The organism is Photobacterium damselae subsp. damselae, assembly GCF_038086725.1.
Classification (GTDB): Bacteria; Pseudomonadota; Gammaproteobacteria; order Enterobacterales; family Vibrionaceae; genus Photobacterium; species Photobacterium damselae.
Map to the genome: position 1 here is coordinate 16,017 of NZ_CP146970.1, position 17,237 is coordinate 33,253.

15 protein-coding genes and 1 riboswitch are annotated in these 17,237 nt (G+C 43.4%); of the genes, 6 read left to right on the forward strand and 9 right to left on the reverse strand.

The window, feature by feature from the left end; translation table 11 throughout:
- Positions 1-4 precede the first annotated feature (4 nt).
- The gene (gene fadA, locus WAX86_RS00065; protein ID WP_036765207.1) at positions 5-1,168 is read left to right on the forward strand and encodes an acetyl-CoA C-acyltransferase FadA; all 1,164 of its coding nucleotides are present in this window, start codon (positions 5-7) and stop codon (positions 1,166-1,168) included.
- A gap of 201 nt (positions 1,169-1,369) precedes the next feature.
- On the forward strand, positions 1,370-2,350 hold the full coding sequence (locus tag WAX86_RS00070; RefSeq protein ID WP_065170984.1) for an MDR family oxidoreductase: 981 nt from the start codon (positions 1,370-1,372) through the stop codon (positions 2,348-2,350).
- Positions 2,351-2,433: 83 nt separating this feature from the next.
- Here WAX86_RS00070 and WAX86_RS00075 read toward each other — a convergent pair whose 3' ends face one another.
- Both WAX86_RS00075 and WAX86_RS00080 read right to left on the reverse strand, forming a co-directional pair.
- Positions 2,434-3,378, reverse strand: coding sequence for a LysR family transcriptional regulator (locus WAX86_RS00075; protein ID WP_005302308.1), 945 nt, complete (start codon positions 3,376-3,378; stop codon positions 2,434-2,436).
- A 79-nt stretch (positions 3,379-3,457) separates the two neighbouring features.
- Positions 3,458-3,643, reverse strand: coding sequence for a hypothetical protein (locus WAX86_RS00080; protein ID WP_065170985.1), 186 nt, complete (start codon positions 3,641-3,643; stop codon positions 3,458-3,460).
- Between the two features lie 142 nt (positions 3,644-3,785).
- Here WAX86_RS00080 and tusA point away from each other — a divergent pair, with 142 nt between their 5' ends.
- Entirely contained in the window at positions 3,786-4,037 is a 252-nt protein-coding gene (gene tusA, locus WAX86_RS00085; protein WP_036765206.1) for a sulfurtransferase TusA, read from the forward strand.
- Between the two features lie 31 nt (positions 4,038-4,068).
- On the opposite strand, the gene WAX86_RS00090 is transcribed toward tusA, so the two are convergent.
- The 3 genes from WAX86_RS00090 to WAX86_RS00100 form a co-directional block, all read right to left on the reverse strand.
- Positions 4,069-4,323: a hypothetical protein gene (locus tag WAX86_RS00090; protein ID WP_036764623.1), complete on the reverse strand. Its 255-nt coding sequence runs from the start codon at positions 4,321-4,323 to the stop codon at positions 4,069-4,071.
- A 115-nt stretch (positions 4,324-4,438) separates the two neighbouring features.
- Positions 4,439-4,996, reverse strand: coding sequence for a TMEM165/GDT1 family protein (locus WAX86_RS00095; protein WP_341488969.1), 558 nt, complete (start codon positions 4,994-4,996; stop codon positions 4,439-4,441).
- Positions 4,997-5,022: 26 nt separating this feature from the next.
- Positions 5,023-5,195, reverse strand: a riboswitch (yybP-ykoY riboswitch).
- Between the two features lie 106 nt (positions 5,196-5,301).
- Positions 5,302-5,991, reverse strand: coding sequence for an OmpA family lipoprotein (locus WAX86_RS00100; RefSeq protein WP_005302299.1), 690 nt, complete (start codon positions 5,989-5,991; stop codon positions 5,302-5,304).
- 289 nt (positions 5,992-6,280) lie between these two features.
- On the opposite strand from WAX86_RS00100, the gene glyQ reads away from it, so the two are divergent.
- The 3 genes from glyQ (at position 6,281) to WAX86_RS00115 (ending at position 10,742) form a co-directional block, all read left to right on the forward strand.
- Entirely contained in the window at positions 6,281-7,192 is a 912-nt protein-coding gene (glyQ, locus tag WAX86_RS00105; RefSeq protein WP_036764621.1) for a glycine--tRNA ligase subunit alpha, read from the forward strand.
- A 9-nt stretch (positions 7,193-7,201) separates the two neighbouring features.
- Entirely contained in the window at positions 7,202-9,271 is a 2,070-nt protein-coding gene (gene glyS, locus WAX86_RS00110; protein ID WP_237033251.1) for a glycine--tRNA ligase subunit beta, read from the forward strand.
- 220 nt (positions 9,272-9,491) lie between these two features.
- Positions 9,492-10,742, forward strand: a complete 1,251-nt coding sequence (locus WAX86_RS00115) for a valine--pyruvate transaminase (RefSeq protein WP_341488970.1) — start codon at positions 9,492-9,494, stop codon at positions 10,740-10,742.
- Positions 10,743-10,788: 46 nt separating this feature from the next.
- On the opposite strand, the gene gyrB is transcribed toward WAX86_RS00115, so the two are convergent.
- Genes gyrB through dnaA form a run of 4 tightly spaced genes read right to left on the reverse strand, consistent with a single transcriptional unit; the run spans position 10,789 to position 16,832 of the window.
- On the reverse strand, positions 10,789-13,203 hold the full coding sequence (gene gyrB, locus WAX86_RS00120) for a DNA topoisomerase (ATP-hydrolyzing) subunit B (protein WP_068968456.1): 2,415 nt from the start codon (positions 13,201-13,203) through the stop codon (positions 10,789-10,791).
- Between the two features lie 19 nt (positions 13,204-13,222).
- Positions 13,223-14,305: a DNA replication/repair protein RecF gene (recF, locus tag WAX86_RS00125; RefSeq protein ID WP_005302284.1), complete on the reverse strand. Its 1,083-nt coding sequence runs from the start codon at positions 14,303-14,305 to the stop codon at positions 13,223-13,225.
- A gap of 3 nt (positions 14,306-14,308) precedes the next feature.
- A complete protein-coding gene (gene dnaN / locus WAX86_RS00130) occupies positions 14,309-15,406 on the reverse strand; it encodes a DNA polymerase III subunit beta (RefSeq protein ID WP_044180347.1) in 1,098 nt (365 codons plus the stop codon).
- A gap of 1 nt (position 15,407) precedes the next feature.
- The gene (gene dnaA / locus WAX86_RS00135) at positions 15,408-16,832 is read right to left on the reverse strand and encodes a chromosomal replication initiator protein DnaA (protein ID WP_044180348.1); all 1,425 of its coding nucleotides are present in this window, start codon (positions 16,830-16,832) and stop codon (positions 15,408-15,410) included.
- Between the last annotated feature and the right edge of the window lie 405 nt (positions 16,833-17,237).

Here is a 17,237-nt window from a genome sequence, read left to right on the forward strand (position 1 = left end):
TATGATGAATAATGTCGTTATTGTCGATTGCATTCGAACTCCAATGGGTCGCTCGAAACAAGGCGCTTTTCGTCATGTCCGTGCCGAAGATCTCTCAGCCCATTTAATGTCTGGGTTATTAGAGCGTAATCCGCAACTGCAACCAGAACAGATCGAAGATATCTATTGGGGTTGCGTGCAACAGACGCTAGAACAAGGATTTAATATTGCCCGAAATGCAGCTCTACTCGCAGACCTCCCCCATACGGTTGGTGCAACCACAGTTAATCGCCTTTGTGGCTCTTCAATGCAAGCCTTACATGATGCTACTCGCTCGATTATGGTTGGTGATGGTGATATCTGTTTGGTTGGCGGCGTTGAACATATGGGTCATGTTCCAATGAATCATGGGGTCGATTTTCATCCTGGATTAAGTAAAACCGTAGCAAAAGCAGCTGGTATGATGGGATTAACAGCGGAAATGCTCGGTCGAATGTATGGAATAAGCCGGGAAATGCAAGACGCCTTTGCTGCGCGATCTCACCAAAGAGCTCATGCCGCCACGATTGAAGGTCGATTCTGTCATGAGATCTTGCCCACGTTAGGCCACGATAGCCAAGGTAATTTAATTAAACTAACTCAAGATGAGGTCATCCGCCCTGAAACCACAATCGAATCACTTTCAGCACTACGTCCTGTTTTTGATCCCGTTAATGGAACGGTAACGGCAGGCAGCTCATCGGCCCTATCCGATGGTGCCAGTGCGATGCTGATTATGAGCGAAGAAAAAGCAAACCAACTCGGCTTGTCGATTCGCGCTCGTATCAAATCGATGGCTATTGCAGGATGCGATCCTTCCATCATGGGATTTGGCCCTGTTCCAGCCAGTCAGAAAGCATTGCAACGAGCAGGATTAACCATGAAAGATATTGATATTGTTGAACTTAATGAAGCCTTCGCCGCTCAGTCTCTCCCTTGTGTTAAAGAGCTTGGTTTGCTGGATATGATGGACGAAAAGGTCAACCTAAATGGAGGAGCAATTGCTCTGGGTCATCCATTAGGGTGTTCAGGTACACGAATCTCAACAACGCTTATCAACTTAATGGAACAACAAGGCGCTCAATTTGGCTTAGCGACTATGTGTATCGGTCTTGGCCAAGGTATCGCAACAGTATTCGAACGAGTCTAAGCTCACAGGAAAACAAACGGTAATAACCATCTGCAAATAACCATGAGCCCATTAATCTTAAAATGGGCTCCCTCTTCTATACTACGCTTAATTTATGCACAAGAATCATAGAATAAATGAGTAAGTTTCATTTTCTTCATAGATTATTTGCGTCTACACTAGAGTCAATAACAGCCCCTTAACTGATTATGTGGAGCAAGTATGTTTAAGGCATTAGTACTCAATCAAGAAGACAAAAAAACCCTAGTTAGCATTGAACAACTCGATGAATCACAACTTCCTGAAGGTGATGTGCTGATCGACGTTGATTACTCATCCTTAAACTACAAAGATGGTTTAGCGATCACAGGCAAAGGCCGTATTGTTCGTCAATTCCCAATGGTTCCAGGCATCGATTTAGTCGGCACGGTTTCGCAATCAAATGACAACCGCTACCAAGCTGGTGATAAAGTGGTATTGACTGGTTGGGGTGTCGGTGAAGGTCACTGGGGCGGAATGGCAGAAAAGGCTCGTTTAAAAGCAGATTGGCTGGTTCCTATGCCACAAGCCTTTGATGGCAAGCAAGCGATGATGATCGGCACAGCAGGTGTCACTGCTATGTTGTGTGTACAAGCACTAGTCGATGCTGGTGTAAAACCACAAGATGGTGAAGTTCTCGTAACTGGCGCAAGTGGTGGCGTAGGCTCTGTTGCCGTTACTCTACTTTCTCAGTTAGGTTATCAAGTAGTGGCAGTAACAGGTCGTGTAGCTGAAAACGGCGAACTATTAAAACAACTTGGTGCAAGCCGCGTTATTGAACGCAGTGAATTCGCAGAGCCAGTACGTCCACTCGATAAACAACTATGGGCTGGTGCGATTGATACCGTTGGCAGCACTATGTTGGCTAAAGTATTATCACAAGTAAACTATGACGGCGCAGTAGCCATTTGTGGCCTAGCTGGCGGTTTCGATCTACCTACAACAGTGATGCCATTTATTCTACGTAACGTAAAACTTCTTGGCGTAGACTCTGTAATGTGTCCATTTGAGAAGCGTCAACAAGCGTGGCAACGTTTAGGTGAATTACTACCTGCAAGTTACTTTGAACAAGCTTGTCGAGAAGTAACCTTAGAACAAGTACCTGAATGTGCTGAAGCTATTACTAACGGACAAATCACAGGTCGAGTTGTTATTAAGCTCTAAGTAATCAAGCTATAACACCAATAACTGAGTGACTATCAAAAGCCAGTGGGAAATACTATTCTGCTGGCTTTTGTCTTTTCTATTTACTCCATTAACCCCATATCGTGAATGCGGGTATCAATCAGGCGACTGCACTCTTCTTTAATGAGATTACGCAGCCATAATTGTGAAGCTGAATGCTCGCAACGCGGATGCCAAATCAGTGAATAATCAAACGGCTTAAAATCAAAAGGGAGAGGTTTAATCACCAAGTTGTGCTTTTCCGCCACCAAATAAGCTAAATCTGCCGGAACGGTAATAATTAATGGCATACTTTCAACTATCGCTAACGCCGCTTCTAAATGATACGCCCGCAATACCATTTTACGCTCGGGATGTCCGCGTAATGCATCGTCTACCAGCGCTTTTACCCCATCACTAATCGCGATCATAGCATGGGGGAAAGTTAAGTAATCTGATAGCGTCAATGGTTTATCAGCTAACGGATGATGACGGCTAAGCAAACAGAAAACACTCACTAAGCCTAAGTGTTCTGAACTCAGAGGTTCAACGGAGCCAATTGGGCGACAAATAGCCATATCACAACCATCTGTTGTTAGCTGTTCTAATAGATGGTCATGTTGCAAAGGGGCAAACTCTAAAGAAATATTAGGCGCTTCTTGATAGATACGTGGTAAAGCAAAAGGCAAAATGGTCTGCATCGCATAATCTGTTGTAGCAATGGTAAAACGCTGATCGCACAATTCAGGTTGAAAGTCGTTTGGCGTTAATAAAATGCGTAAAGATTCTAAAGGGTCGTGCAATTGTTCATTAAGTTCAAGCGCCCGTTGGGTGGGAATTAGGTGCTGTCCTTGACGAGTAAAAAGAGGATCATTGAGTAAGTGGCGCAATCGACCCAATACTCGGCTCATTGCTGATTGACTTAGATTCAAGCGTACCGCCGCTTTGCTGACACTTGATTCTTCTAATAAGACTTTTAATGCCACCAATAGGTTTAAATCGCGGCGATATACTTCTTCTAATTCCATAGCAACGGCTCATAGGGTCGTGGTCTGAGCCTCTATTATGCGGAAATAATAAGAAAAACACGATATATTGATTATTGTATTACCACTCCTCTTCTTCCTCCTCAATATCGGAGTCTGCCAGTTCAAACCACAAACCAATAGCAGCAGCAATTAACCCGCCAAGCGCAAAAATATTAAGATCTTGTGGGCTACGAAGAACGATAGTACAAAAGGTGATCAGCCCTAACAGGCAATAAATGGTTAATCTATCTCGTTGAGTCAGCATCCTTGACCTCCTAGTCCGTTAGAAGAAAGGTTAACAACTTGTTAATTACGTTACGTGATTTTTCTCACTTTGCCAAGTGATATTGATTAATTCTTATCCATCAGTATTATTGATGCCCTTAGCTACAGAGGCACAAAATATTATGACTGCAACTTTTGATAACCCAAATCATTGCCTAGAAGCACAAGGATTACGCTGTCCGGAACCTGTGATGATGGTTCGTAAAACAGTAAGAAAAATGGCTGATGGCGAAACCCTATTAGTCTTAGCTGATGACCCATCAACCACTCGAGATATTCCGAGCTTTTGTCGTTTTATGGATCACACCTTAGTTGCGGCTGATACAGAAAATCTACCGTATCGCTACCTTATTCAAAAAGGGGTTAGCGCATAATAGCAAAAGGCAGCCTTAAGCTGCCTTTTTGTTATTCATCATAATGCTGCTGTTCAACTTTCCGTAATCGTTCAAGCTCATGGCGCAACTCACGCATCTCTTTTTTCATTGGAAGCACATACCGTACCCGCACCAAAGCATCAATGGATAAATAGGTTGTGACAATGGCTCCCACTACCATAGGTAGCCACATATCAGTCAGCACCATACCGAGGATATTTAACGCTAATGCGAAGTGAAACAACCAAAACTGACTCTGTGGAGATATTGCAAGAAAGCGGGTCATAAGGCCCTCCTAAGATTGCTTTACCAATGTCATCTTCACCATAGCATGCATGTTTTGATTGCTCCATTAACTGGTTCACATTTTATACTAAGGGATGCGGTTCCACGTGAAACAGCTACATCCCCAATGCAGCAGCGACCGCTAAAACAACAAAGAGGGCAGCAGTTACTTTACGAATCAATCCAAGTGGCATTTTATCCGCCGACAGCTTACCGATTAATACTACAGGTACATTAGCCAATAACATGCCAAGCGTTGTACCCAAAACCACCCACATCAAGGCATCATGATACTTTGCACCAAGCATGGTTGTTGCGACTTGAGTTTTATCGCCAATCTCAGCCACAAAAAAAGCAATAAAACTGGCAATAAATGGTCCTCGATTAGACAGAGTCTCTTCATCATCAAGTTTATCAGGCACCAAAATCCAGAGCGCCATAGCGATAAAACTTATCACTAGCACCCATTTTAAAATTTGAGGCGTTAAGTAATCGGCAACGACAACACCAAACCAGGCAGCTAAAGCATGATTTGCTACGGTTGCTGCAAAAATCGCTAAAATGATGGGAATAGGTTTGCGATAACGGCTAGCTAGCATTAAAGAGAGTAATTGGGTTTTATCACCAATTTCAGCTAAGGCAACCGTTGTTATAGATATTGCTAGTACACTCACGACAGGCTCTTTGGGGTGAGAATTATTATTAGAACCAATAGCAAAACTCGCACTCCCCACCCCGGTTTATGCGGTCTTACCTATGGTCTTGCCAAACCCAAAACAGTCACATTCACCATGAAGATTTTGCTTCAATTATGTTGATGAATGTCTACTCTAGTCTTATTGCAACACTAGATTAGAGGCTACTCCCCAAAGGAGCGTGCATGATATCAAAGCCAATAGTTGACTGTAAAGGTCATGTTTATGGCAAAAAAAAACCGCAGTCTTAACAACTGCGGTTTTTCTCACAATAAACTCGTCAATTAGCCAAGAGGACTCATTACGATCTGTACTCGACGGTTTTCCGCACGACCAGCAGCGGTGCTGTTTGTTGCGATAGGGCTTGCTTCGCCCATACCTTGAGAAACCACACGGTTTGCTGCAACACCTTGACGAATTAAGTAATTACCTACTTCTGCCGCACGTACTTGAGATAGACGTTGGTTGTAAGATGCAGCGCCTGTGCTATCGGTGAAACCGTATACGTTTAGCTGAGTCTTGTTATACTCTTTTGCAACAAGTGCAACATTGTGTAGCGCATTCATTGCACGCTGATTTAGTGTTGTTTGATCCACACCGAATGTAATTTCGTTTGGCATGTTTAACACAATGTTATTGCCATTACGTGTAACAGTAATACCTGAAGATGCTAATTGCTTGCGAAGTTTTGCCGCTTGCACATCCATGTAATAACCGATACCACCACCTAGAGCAGCACCTGATGCAGCACCAATCAATGCACCTTTACCACGATCGTGTTTGCTTGAAGAAGCGACACCAATTGCTGCACCTGCAAGAGCACCAATAATTGAGCCACTGGTTGCGTCAGCCGTTTGTGATTCACCCGTATATGGGTTTACTGTTGAACAACCAGTCATAGTCATCGCAGCAATAACTGAGATCACTGCAGCGCGCACCCACTTGTTCGATGCGTTAGATACATTGTTAGCCATGATTAATAGATTCCGTGTTTTCGACCCTCTCACTTTCGTGAGAAAACTGAGGTTAATAGCATAAACGCTACAATAAAACAGCGGGCAGTTTAATCAACAATCCATCAAATCACATCAAAATTTTGTCAAATATTCACCATTTCAATATCTATCAAAATAAATTGGTCAATATTTTTGTCAAAAGCGAGCTGGGATGAATAAAAAACATCCACGAACTCTACTCGCTGGTCGCCATGCAAGGTATACTGGATAGTTATTACTTTAATCCACTAATCTCGCGAAGCTGACAATGCATAAATACGACATTAAAACCTTTCAGGGCATGATCCTCGCGCTGCAGGATTACTGGGGCCAACAAGGTTGTACCATCGTACAACCATTAGATATGGAAGTCGGTGCAGGTACCTCTCACCCAATGACATGTCTACGAGCTCTAGGTCCAGAGCCTATTGCAACAGCGTACGTTCAACCATCTCGTCGTCCAACTGACGGCCGTTATGGTGAAAACCCAAACCGTCTTCAGCACTACTACCAATTTCAGGTAATGCTAAAGCCTTCTCCAGATAATATTCAAGAGCTATACCTTGGCTCTCTAGAAGCACTTGGTATCGATACTCAAATTCACGATATCCGCTTTGTTGAAGATAACTGGGAAAACCCAACACTTGGTGCTTGGGGTCTTGGCTGGGAAGTATGGCTAAACGGTATGGAAGTAACTCAGTTTACTTACTTCCAGCAGGTTGGTGGCCTAGAGTGTAAACCAGTAACTGGTGAGATCACTTACGGTATCGAACGTCTTGCAATGTACATTCAAGGTGTTGACTCAGTATACGACCTAGTATGGACAGATGGCCCACTAGGTAAAGTAACTTACGGTGATATCTTCCACCAAAACGAAGTTGAGCAATCGACTTACAACTTCGAACATGCCGATGTTGATTTCCTATTTACTTTCTTCGATCAAAACGAGAAAGAGTGTCAACAACTGCTTGAGTTGGAAACGCCACTACCACTTCCTGCTTACGAGCGCATCCTAAAAGCCGCTCACGCATTTAACCTATTAGATGCACGTAAAGCAATTTCGGTAACTGAGCGTCAACGCTACATTCTGCGTATCCGTAACCTAACTAAACAGGTTGCAGAAGCTTATTACGCATCACGTGAAGCTCTTGGCTTCCCTATGTGCAAAAAAGATAAGTAAGGGATAGTCATGACAGAACGTAATTTCCTAATTGAGCTAGGTACAGAAGAGCTACCACCAAAAGCACTTCGTACTCTGGCTGAAGCTTTTGCTGCTAACTTTGAGGCAGAACTAAAAGCTGCAGATCTAGCGCACAATGGCATTGAGTGGTTTGCGGCTCCTCGCCGTTTAGCACTTAAAGTTAATGCGCTGGCTGAAAACCAACCAGACAAAATTGTAGAAAAGCGTGGTCCGGCTATCGCTTCTGCTTTTGATGCTGACGGTAACCCAACAAAAGCAGCACAAGGCTGGGCTCGTGGTAATGGTATTACTGTAGAGCAAGCTGAACGTCTGGTAACAGACAAAGGCGAATGGCTACTGTTCAAGCAAGAAGTTAAAGGCCAAGAAGCAAAAGCGCTACTTCCTGAACTTGCTGCAAATGCACTAGCTAAGCTACCAATTCCAAAACCAATGCGTTGGGGCGATAAAGAAACACAATTTATTCGTCCAGTGAAAACTCTAACCATGCTGCTTGGTGATGAGCTTGTTGAAGGCACTATTCTTGGTGTGGATTCAGCTCGCACTATTCGTGGTCACCGTTTTATGGGTGAAAGCGAGTTCACTATCGATAATGCTGATCAGTACCCTGCAATTCTAGAAGAGCGCGGTAAAGTGATGGCTGATTACGAAGCTCGTAAAGCTATCATTGTTGCCGATGCACAAAAAGCGGCTCAAGAAGTAGGCGGTATCGCAGACCTTGATGATGAACTAGTAGAAGAAGTAACCTCTCTTGTTGAATGGCCTGTGGTTCTAACCGCTTCTTTTGAAGAGAAGTTCCTAGCTGTTCCTGCTGAAGCTCTGGTTTACACCATGAAAGGTGACCAGAAGTACTTCCCTGTTTATGATGCTGAAGGCAACCTGGTTCCTAAGTTTATCTTTGTATCAAACTTAATCTCGAAAGATCCAAGCCAAATCATCGCAGGTAACGAGAAAGTGGTTCGCCCACGTCTTGCTGATGCTGAGTTCTTCTTTAATACTGACCGCAAGCGTCCACTGATTGATCGTCTACCTCAACTAGAGACAGCAATCTTCCAGCAAAAGCTAGGTACTATTAAAGATAAAACAGATCGCATCACCGAACTTGCTGGCTTTATTGCAGCAAAAATCGACGCTGATGTTGATAACGCAAAACGTGCCGGTCTGCTATCTAAATGTGACCTAATGACATCAATGGTATTTGAATTTACCGATACTCAAGGTGTTATGGGTATGCACTATGCTCGCCACGATGGTGAAGCAGAAGAAGTGGCATTAGCTCTTAATGAACAATACATGCCTCGCTTTGCCGGTGATGAGTTACCAAGTACAGGTGTGTCTGCTGCAGTAGCAATGGCAGATAAGCTAGATACATTAGTAGGTATCTTCGGTATTGGTCAGGCACCAAAAGGCAGTGACCCATTTGCACTACGTCGTGCAGCACTAGGTGTATTGCGTATTATCGTTGAAAAAGGCTATAACCTAGATCTTGTTGAGCTTGTTGCAAAAGCACATGAGCTATACGGTGATAAGCTAAGCAACGATAATGTTGAGTTGGATGTTATCGAGTTTATGCTTGGTCGTTTCCGCGCTTGGTATCAAGATGAAGGCTTCAGCGTTGATGTTATTCAAGCAGTATTGGCTCTACATCCAACCAAGCCTGCTGACTTTGACCAACGAGTGAAAGCGGTATCTCACTTCCGTGAATTGGATGCAGCTGAATCACTAGCAGCAGCCAACAAGCGTGTAGGTAATATCTTAGCGAAATTTGACGGTGAGCTTCCTGCACAATGGGATAATGCTCTACTGGTTGAAGATGCAGAGAAAACACTTGCCGCTGATATTGCAGCAATGCAAGCAACTCTAGAGCCAGCTTTCGCTGCGGGTAACTACCAGCAAGCACTGACTGAACTAGCAAGCCTACGTGAACCTGTTGATGCGTTCTTTGATAACGTAATGGTTATGGCAGATGACGAGAAACTAAAAGTAAATCGTCTAACTATGCTTAATGCCCTTCGCAATATGTTCCTACAAGTTGCAGATATTTCTCTACTACAGAAATAATCTCAATTGATATAACAAAGCCCGCCACTGTGCGGGCTTTTTTTATCATCAAAATACTCTAATCTTTGATCATCACTGTTTCACGTGAAACAATGTTATTGATGTTTTTCTGCTCTCTTTTCACACTCGCCGCAATAAGGTATGTTGAGCAAACACAACATCATAAATCCCCCAGCACTAGATTGGATGGGTTATAAAACATTGAGGTTTGCAAAGACACATGGAGTTCTCAACCTTTGGCGACAAGTTCGCTCGCTATTCCAGTATTGCTCAGTTAATGGATGACTTAAATGATGGCCTACAAGACCCCAATGCCATCATGTTAGGCGGTGGTAACCCAGCTCAAATACCAACAATAAATACCTATTTCACTCAATTACTCAGTGAAATGGCCGCATCGGGTGAGTTAACACAAGCGATGAGCAATTACGATGGGCCGCAAGGAAAAAATCGATTTTTGATCGCACTGGCAGCTATGCTCAAGCAGCAGTATGGTTGGGAGATCAGTGAACGTAATATTGTACTAACTAATGGCAGTCAGAGTGCTTTTTTCAGCTTATTTAATTTATTAGCAGGAAAGTATCAAGATGGTAGCCATAAGAAGATTCTATTACCCCTATCTCCTGAATACATAGGCTATAGTGATGCGGGTGTTCATGATGATATGTTTATCTCTTATCGTCCTGAGATCACTTTGTTAGATAATGGGCTATTTAAGTATCATATCGACTTTTCAACCTTAACAATAACCCCCAATATCGGTGCTATTTGTGTCTCAAGGCCAACTAACCCAACAGGTAATGTGTTAACCGATGAAGAGATCGCAAAACTTGATACTCTTGCTCAACAACACCACATTCCCTTAATTATTGATAACGCTTACGGCATGCCCTTCCCTGACATCATTTTTGCTGATGTGACCCCCTTTTGGAACCCTAATACCATTTTGTGTATGAGCCTATCAAAATTAGGCTTGCCAGGCGTACGTTGTGGCATTGTGATAGCAAATGAAACTATCGTTCAAGCACTCGCGAATATGAATGGCGTACTCAACTTAGCCCCTGGCAGCGTGGGGCCTGCGGTGGCACACAAATTAATTGAACGCAATGAACTGCTATCGCTAAGTCATCAGGTCATAAAGCCTTTCTATCAACGTAAAGCAACGCAAGCCGTCAGTTGGTTACAGCAAGCCATTCCAGATCCCAGATTTCGAATCCATAAGCCTGAAGGTGCGATTTTCTTATGGTTATGGTTTGATGAGCTACCGATTACCACAACAGAACTGTATCGTCGTTTAAAACAAAGAGGCGTACTTATTGTTCCTGGAGAGTATTTTTTTATTGGTTTAGAAGACTCTTGGCAACACCAGCATCAGTGTCTGCGGATGAACTATGTCCAAGATGATGAAGTGATGAAAAAAGGTATTGATATCATTGCGCAGGAAGTTAAAAAAGCCTATTTAGAACAATAAAAAAACGCTGCCTTTTGGCAGCGTTTTTTATGATAAAAGCAAAAACTTATACGTCTAGATTTGCATTTAGAGCATTCGCTTCGATGAAGTTACGACGCGGTTCAACCTGATCGCCCATCAAAGTGGTAAACAACTCATCGGCAGCAACAGCATCGTTGATGGTCACGCGCATCATACGACGAGATTCAGGATCCATTGTTGTTTCCCACAGTTGATCTGGGTTCATCTCACCTAGACCTTTGTAGCGCTGTAGCGATAGACCACGACGAGACTCTTTATTTAACCACTCTAGAACTTCTTTAAAGCTTGCTACTGGTTGCTTGCGCTCGCCACGTTGAACGTAAGCCGAATCATCAAGTAGACCATTTAGCTCCTCAGAAAGATCAGCCAACTTGCTGTACTCTTTAGAGCAAATTAGCTCAAAGCTTAATGGATACTCATGATCAACACCGTGAGTACGTACCACAACCTTAGGTAAGAAGTGATTGTTCTCGCTATCAACAACAATATCAAATGTGTAGTGGCTTTCACCTGATTGTTTTGCGTTAAGCGCTTCAATCACTGGCGTAACCCAAGCTTCAACTTGTGCACGATCAGATAGCATCTCAGCCGTTAGACGAGGTTGATGGACAAGCTCATTAAGAAGTAGCGTTGGGTAACGACGACTCATTCGCTCAATCAACTTCATTGTGCTGTTGTACTGACCAACCAAATTCTCAAGAGCAAGGCCGGCCATTGCAGGTGCACCTTCAGTAGTGAACAGCGCAGCATTTTCTAACGCAAGCGAAGTCTGGAACTGCTGCATATCTTCATCATCTTTGATGTACTGCTCTTGTTTGCCTTTCTTCACTTTGTAAAGCGGTGGCTGAGCAATATAGATATGACCACGTTCAATCAATTCTGGCATTTGACGATAGAAGAAGGTCAACAGTAGCGTACGAATGTGCGAACCATCGACGTCGGCATCGGTCATGATAATGATGCTGTGATAACGTAATTTATCTGGGTTGTATTCATCGCGGCCGATACCACAACCCATCGCAGTGATCAGGGTTGCCACTTCTTGTGAAGATAGCATCTTATCAAAGCGTGCTTTTTCAACGTTTAGGATCTTACCTTTAAGTGGCAAGATAGCTTGGTTTTTACGGTTACGACCCTGCTTAGCACTACCGCCTGCAGAGTCACCCTCCACAATGTAAAGTTCAGACAAGGCAGGATCTTTTTCCTGACAGTCCGCAAGTTTACCAGGAAGACCCGCAAGATCTAATGCGCCTTTACGACGAGTCATCTCACGCGCTTTACGTGCAGCTTCACGAGCACGAGAAGCATCGATGATCTTCGTACAAACTGTTTTCGCATCACCTGGGTTTTCTAATAGGAATTCACCCAGCTTTTCGCCCATAGTCGATTCTACAGCCGACTTAACTTCACTTGAAACAAGCTTATCTTTGGTCTGGCTTGAGAATTTAGGGTCAGGCACTTTTACTGAAATAACAGCAGTTAGACCTTCACGCGCATCATCACCAGAAGTCGCCGCTTTCGCTTTCTTCGAATAACCTTCTTTTTCCATGTAGTTATTCAAAGTACGAGTCAGCGCACCACGGAAGCCGGCTAAGTGTGTACCACCATCGCGTTGAGGAATGTTGTTGGTGAAACAGTAGATGTTCTCTTGGAAGCCATCATTCCACTGCATTGCCACTTCAACCGTAATGCCATCTTCACGTTCAACATTGAAGTGGAATACTTTCTGGTGAATTGGTGTTTTATTGCGATTTAAGTGCTCAACGAACGCTTGAATACCACCTTCATACATAAAGTGGTCTTGTTTGCCTTCTTCACGCTCATCGTTAAGCTTGATAGAAACGCCTGAGTTTAGGAACGACAGTTCACGAAGACGTTTAGCTAAAATTTCGTATTGGAACGTCGTATTAGTAAAGGTTTCAGAGCTTGGCCAGAAACGAATGGTTGTACCTGTACGATCAGTATCACCAATCACTTCTAATGGTGCTTGAGGTACACCGTGGCGATAGATTTGACGGTGAATATGACCATGACGATAAATGGTCAATTCCACTTTTTCAGACAGTGCGTTCACAACGGACACACCTACACCGTGTAGACCACCCGAAACTTTATATGAGTTATCATCGAACTTACCACCAGCGTGCAGTACTGTCATAATAACTTCTGCAGCTGATACCCCTTCTTCTGGGTGAAGTTCGGTTGGAATACCACGGCCGTCATCGCTTACAGATACCGAACCATCTTCACAAATGGTAACAACGATATCTTCACAGTGACCAGCAAGAGCTTCATCGATTGAGTTATCGACAACCTCAAAAACCATGTGGTGCAAGCCAGTACCGTCATCAGTATCACCGATGTACATCCCTGGGCGCTTACGTACCGCATCGAGGCCTTTAAGCACCTTAATGCTTGATGAATCGTAATTGTTGGACATTGAGTTACTCTCGCTTAAATTATCCTGCGGTTATTTTACCGTGTTCTACTAAGAACATCTTACCTTTTTCATCCTGCATATCAGTTATTTGATCAGCACTGATCGCACTAATGAAAACTTGGGCGTGGGTCTCCTTTAATCGCTGCGCAAGCAACGCACGCCTGTGGCTATCCAGCTCGGAAGCAAAATCATCAATTAAATAAATACACTGTTTACCGGTCACTTCCGTCAAATGAAGCCCTTGCGCTAAACGAAGCGCACAAACCATTAACTTTAATTGCCCGCGAGACAACACATCTTCGACAGGCGTACCAGCAACTTTAATTCGTAAATCGGCTTTATGAGGACCACTTGCGGTATAACCGAGCTGACAATCGCGCTCAAAGTTACGACGCAATAACTCCCCATAAGGCGTCTCTTTTTCCCATCCCCGGTAGTATCCGAGTTGAATGTCAAATTCTGGCAAAAAGCCTAAACAAATTTCATTGGCTTTTTGTTTTACTGCGGCTAAGTAATCACTGCGCCACAGATCAATCTGCTCAGCCAATTGAGCCAATTCTTGATCCCAATATGAGAGTTCTCGATAACTGGTTGCGGTCTTAAGTAACGCATTACGTTGTTTGGTTAATCGTTTTAGTCGACTCCAAGCTTGAAAGAACTTAGGCTCAACATAAAACACGCCCCAATCAATAAATGCACGACGAAACTTAGGCCCACCAATGAGTAGATCGAAACCTTCAGGGGTAATTAGCTGTAAAGGAAGAATTTGGGCTAATTGAGCTAGCTTCTGATTCCCTTCGCCAGCAATTTTTACTTCCGTTGTACCATCTCGCTTTTTATTAATGCCAACCGGTTGAGGTAATTGCGTCCCTTCTCCTTGAACCCGACCATGAACAAAGAGTTCACTTTGCTCATGACGAATCACTCGACCCGTTAAATGGCTGCGAAAAGAGCGGCCATGACCTAAATAATGAACCGCTTCAAGCACACTAGTTTTGCCGCTGCCATTGGCCCCAATTAAGAAATTAAAACTGGGAGATAGTTCCAAATCGCAGTCAGCAATATTACGAAAATCTTTAACAATTAAACGTGTTAGTGCCATGAATTATAGTCTAATCGGCATGACCACATACATAGCGTCATCAACTGCATTATCTTCGAGCAACGCACTAGCATTCGCATCAGTTAAAGACATCTTGACCTGTTCACATTTCAACGTGTTAAGAACGTCTAGCACATAGCTAACGTTAAACCCAATTTCAATTGGCTCACCTTGATAGTCAACATCCAAAAATTCTTCAGCTTCTTCTTGCTCTGGGTTATTAGCGGTAATGCGCATTTCACCTGCAGCTAAATTCACTCGAACGCCACGGAATTTTTCATTAGATAAAATCGCCGCACGAGAAAACGCTTTGCGCAGTTCATCACAACTAGCCGTAACAAATTTGTTGCTATTTTGCGGTAAAACTCGGCGATAATCAGGGAAACGGCCATCAACAAGCTTAGAAGTAAAGACAAAGTTATTTACCGTTGCTCGCAGATTAGAACCGCCAATTTGAATCTGAACTGGTGCTTCTGGGTTATCAAGCAGACGCACCAACTCAAGCACCCCTTTACGAGGTAAAATAATCTGTTTTGATGGCACATCATACGCGGTATCGATGGCACACACAGCCATACGGTGACCATCGGTTGCCACTGTACGTAATAGTTTGCCATCGGTCTCAAACAACATACCGTTTAGGTAATAACGTACATCTTGATGAGCCATTGAAAACTGTGTGCTATCAATCAACTGGCGTAAACGGCTCTGTTCCAGCTCAAATTCAACTTCACTTTGCCAATCATCGATATTTGGAAAGTCACTTGCAGGCAGTGTTGCTAATGAGTAACGACTACGACCAGAGCGGATCAGTGCGCGATCGCCTTCTACGGATACAGAAATGGTTGCACTATCAGGCAGTCCTCGGCAAATATCTAAGAACTTACGCGATGGGACAGTAATAGCACCGGCTTCAAACTCCCCTTCAAGGGCAATTTTGGCAACCAGTTCTACTTCTAAATCGGTACCAGTTAAAGAGAGCAATCCCTCTTCAACTTGCAGCAAAATATTACCCAAAATCGGCAAGGATGGACGACCTAACGCACCAGATACTTGTTGTAAGGGCTTTAATAGTTGTTCACGGGCAAGAGTAAATTTCATATTAAGATGACAGTGTTCGAATTAGGTTAGAATAATCTTCTTTGATATCGTGGCTTTCTTCACGAAGCTGCTCAATCTTACGACAAGCATGCAATACCGTAGTATGGTCGCGACCACCAAAAGCATCACCAATCTCAGGTAAACTGTGGTTAGTTAACTCTTTGGCCAGAGCCATCGCCATTTGACGAGGGCGTGCCACGCTACGAGAGCGACGCTTAGATAACATATCGGCCATTTTGATCTTGTAGTATTCAGCAACCGTTTTTTGAATATTATCTATGGTAACGAGTTTCTCTTGTAATGCGAGCAAATCGCGTAAAGCTTCACGAACAAAATCAATGGTAATGGCACGTCCGGTGAAGTTTGCATTTGCAATCACTCGGTTTAACGCCCCTTCTAGTTCGCGAACATTAGAACGTAAGCGCTTAGCAATAAAAAACGCCACTTCATCAGCCAAACGAATATTATGATCTTCAGCTTTCTTCATTAAGATAGCAACACGCGTTTCAAGTTCTGGCGGCTCAATTGCCACCGTGAGTCCCCAACCAAAGCGTGATTTTAGACGATCCTCTACCCCGTTGATCTCTCGTGGGTAGCGATCCGAGGTCAAAATGATCTGCTGATTGCCTTCAAGTAGCGCATTAAACGTATGGAAAAACTCTTCTTGTGAACGCTCTTTATTGGCAAAAAATTGAATATCATCGATAAGCAACGCATCAACACTGCGATAGTAACGCTTAAATTCTTCGATTGCGTTATTTTGCAGAGCTTTCACCATATCTTGCACAAAACGTTCAGAGTGCATGTAAACCACTTTGGCATTGGGCTTACGATCAGCAATAGCATTACCCACAGCATGTAGTAAGTGCGTTTTACCTAAACCAGTACCACCATATAAAAATAATGGGTTATAAGCTGCGCCTGGATTATCTGCCACCTGACGACAAGCCGCTAAACCTAACTGGTTAGATTTACCTTCCACGAAATTATTAAAGTTGTGTTTTGGGTTTACATTCGAGCGACAGCCACCCGCTTGCTGTGCCGCTGGATGAGCAACAGCAGGTAGAATATCGGCCGGCATTACCGCAGCTTCAATCGGAGCTGGGGCCGGTGTCACGACAGGGGTCGGCGTAGGAGTCAGAATGGGAGCTGGCGCAGGCGTAATGCTTGGAGCTGAAATAGGCTTACTACCTACCTCAAAACGCAAGATCGGCACGTCCTGTCCACAAAACTCATTCAGTAGACGATTGATATTATTTAGGTACTTATCCCTAACCCAATCGAGAACAAAACGATTTGGCGCAAACAATGTCAGCGTATTATCGTTAAGTTCGGCTTGTAAGGGGCGAACCCACATGCTGAATTCTGTCGCAGGGAGTTCTTCCTGTAAGCGTTGAAGGCACTGCAACCAAAGCGAAGATGACAAGTTCGACTCCACACATTAAATAAACAAAACACAAAAAGGGATGTAATTTTATACCCCTTAGCCTCGGATCGCCAGTAAGAAGATCGCAGATCCAGTGAATAAGATCGGACTTATTCACATAGATCTCACATCTTTTTGTCCGATCCGGCCATTTTTACGCAACTTTACCCACACAGCTATACACATTTTCAAGATCCAAGCAAAAATATTATATAGCAATAAGATAACGATCTTATCCACTTACTATTTACCCCACCTTTGGATATTCCATCCACAACATAAAAATCACTTGTGAGTAAGTCACTGTTTTATCGTTTTAAGCTCAATAAGTATGAGTAATCGGTTATTTCAAATAACTTAAAGTTATTTAAAAAACCTTTATATAACCAAGTACGATGACAGCCA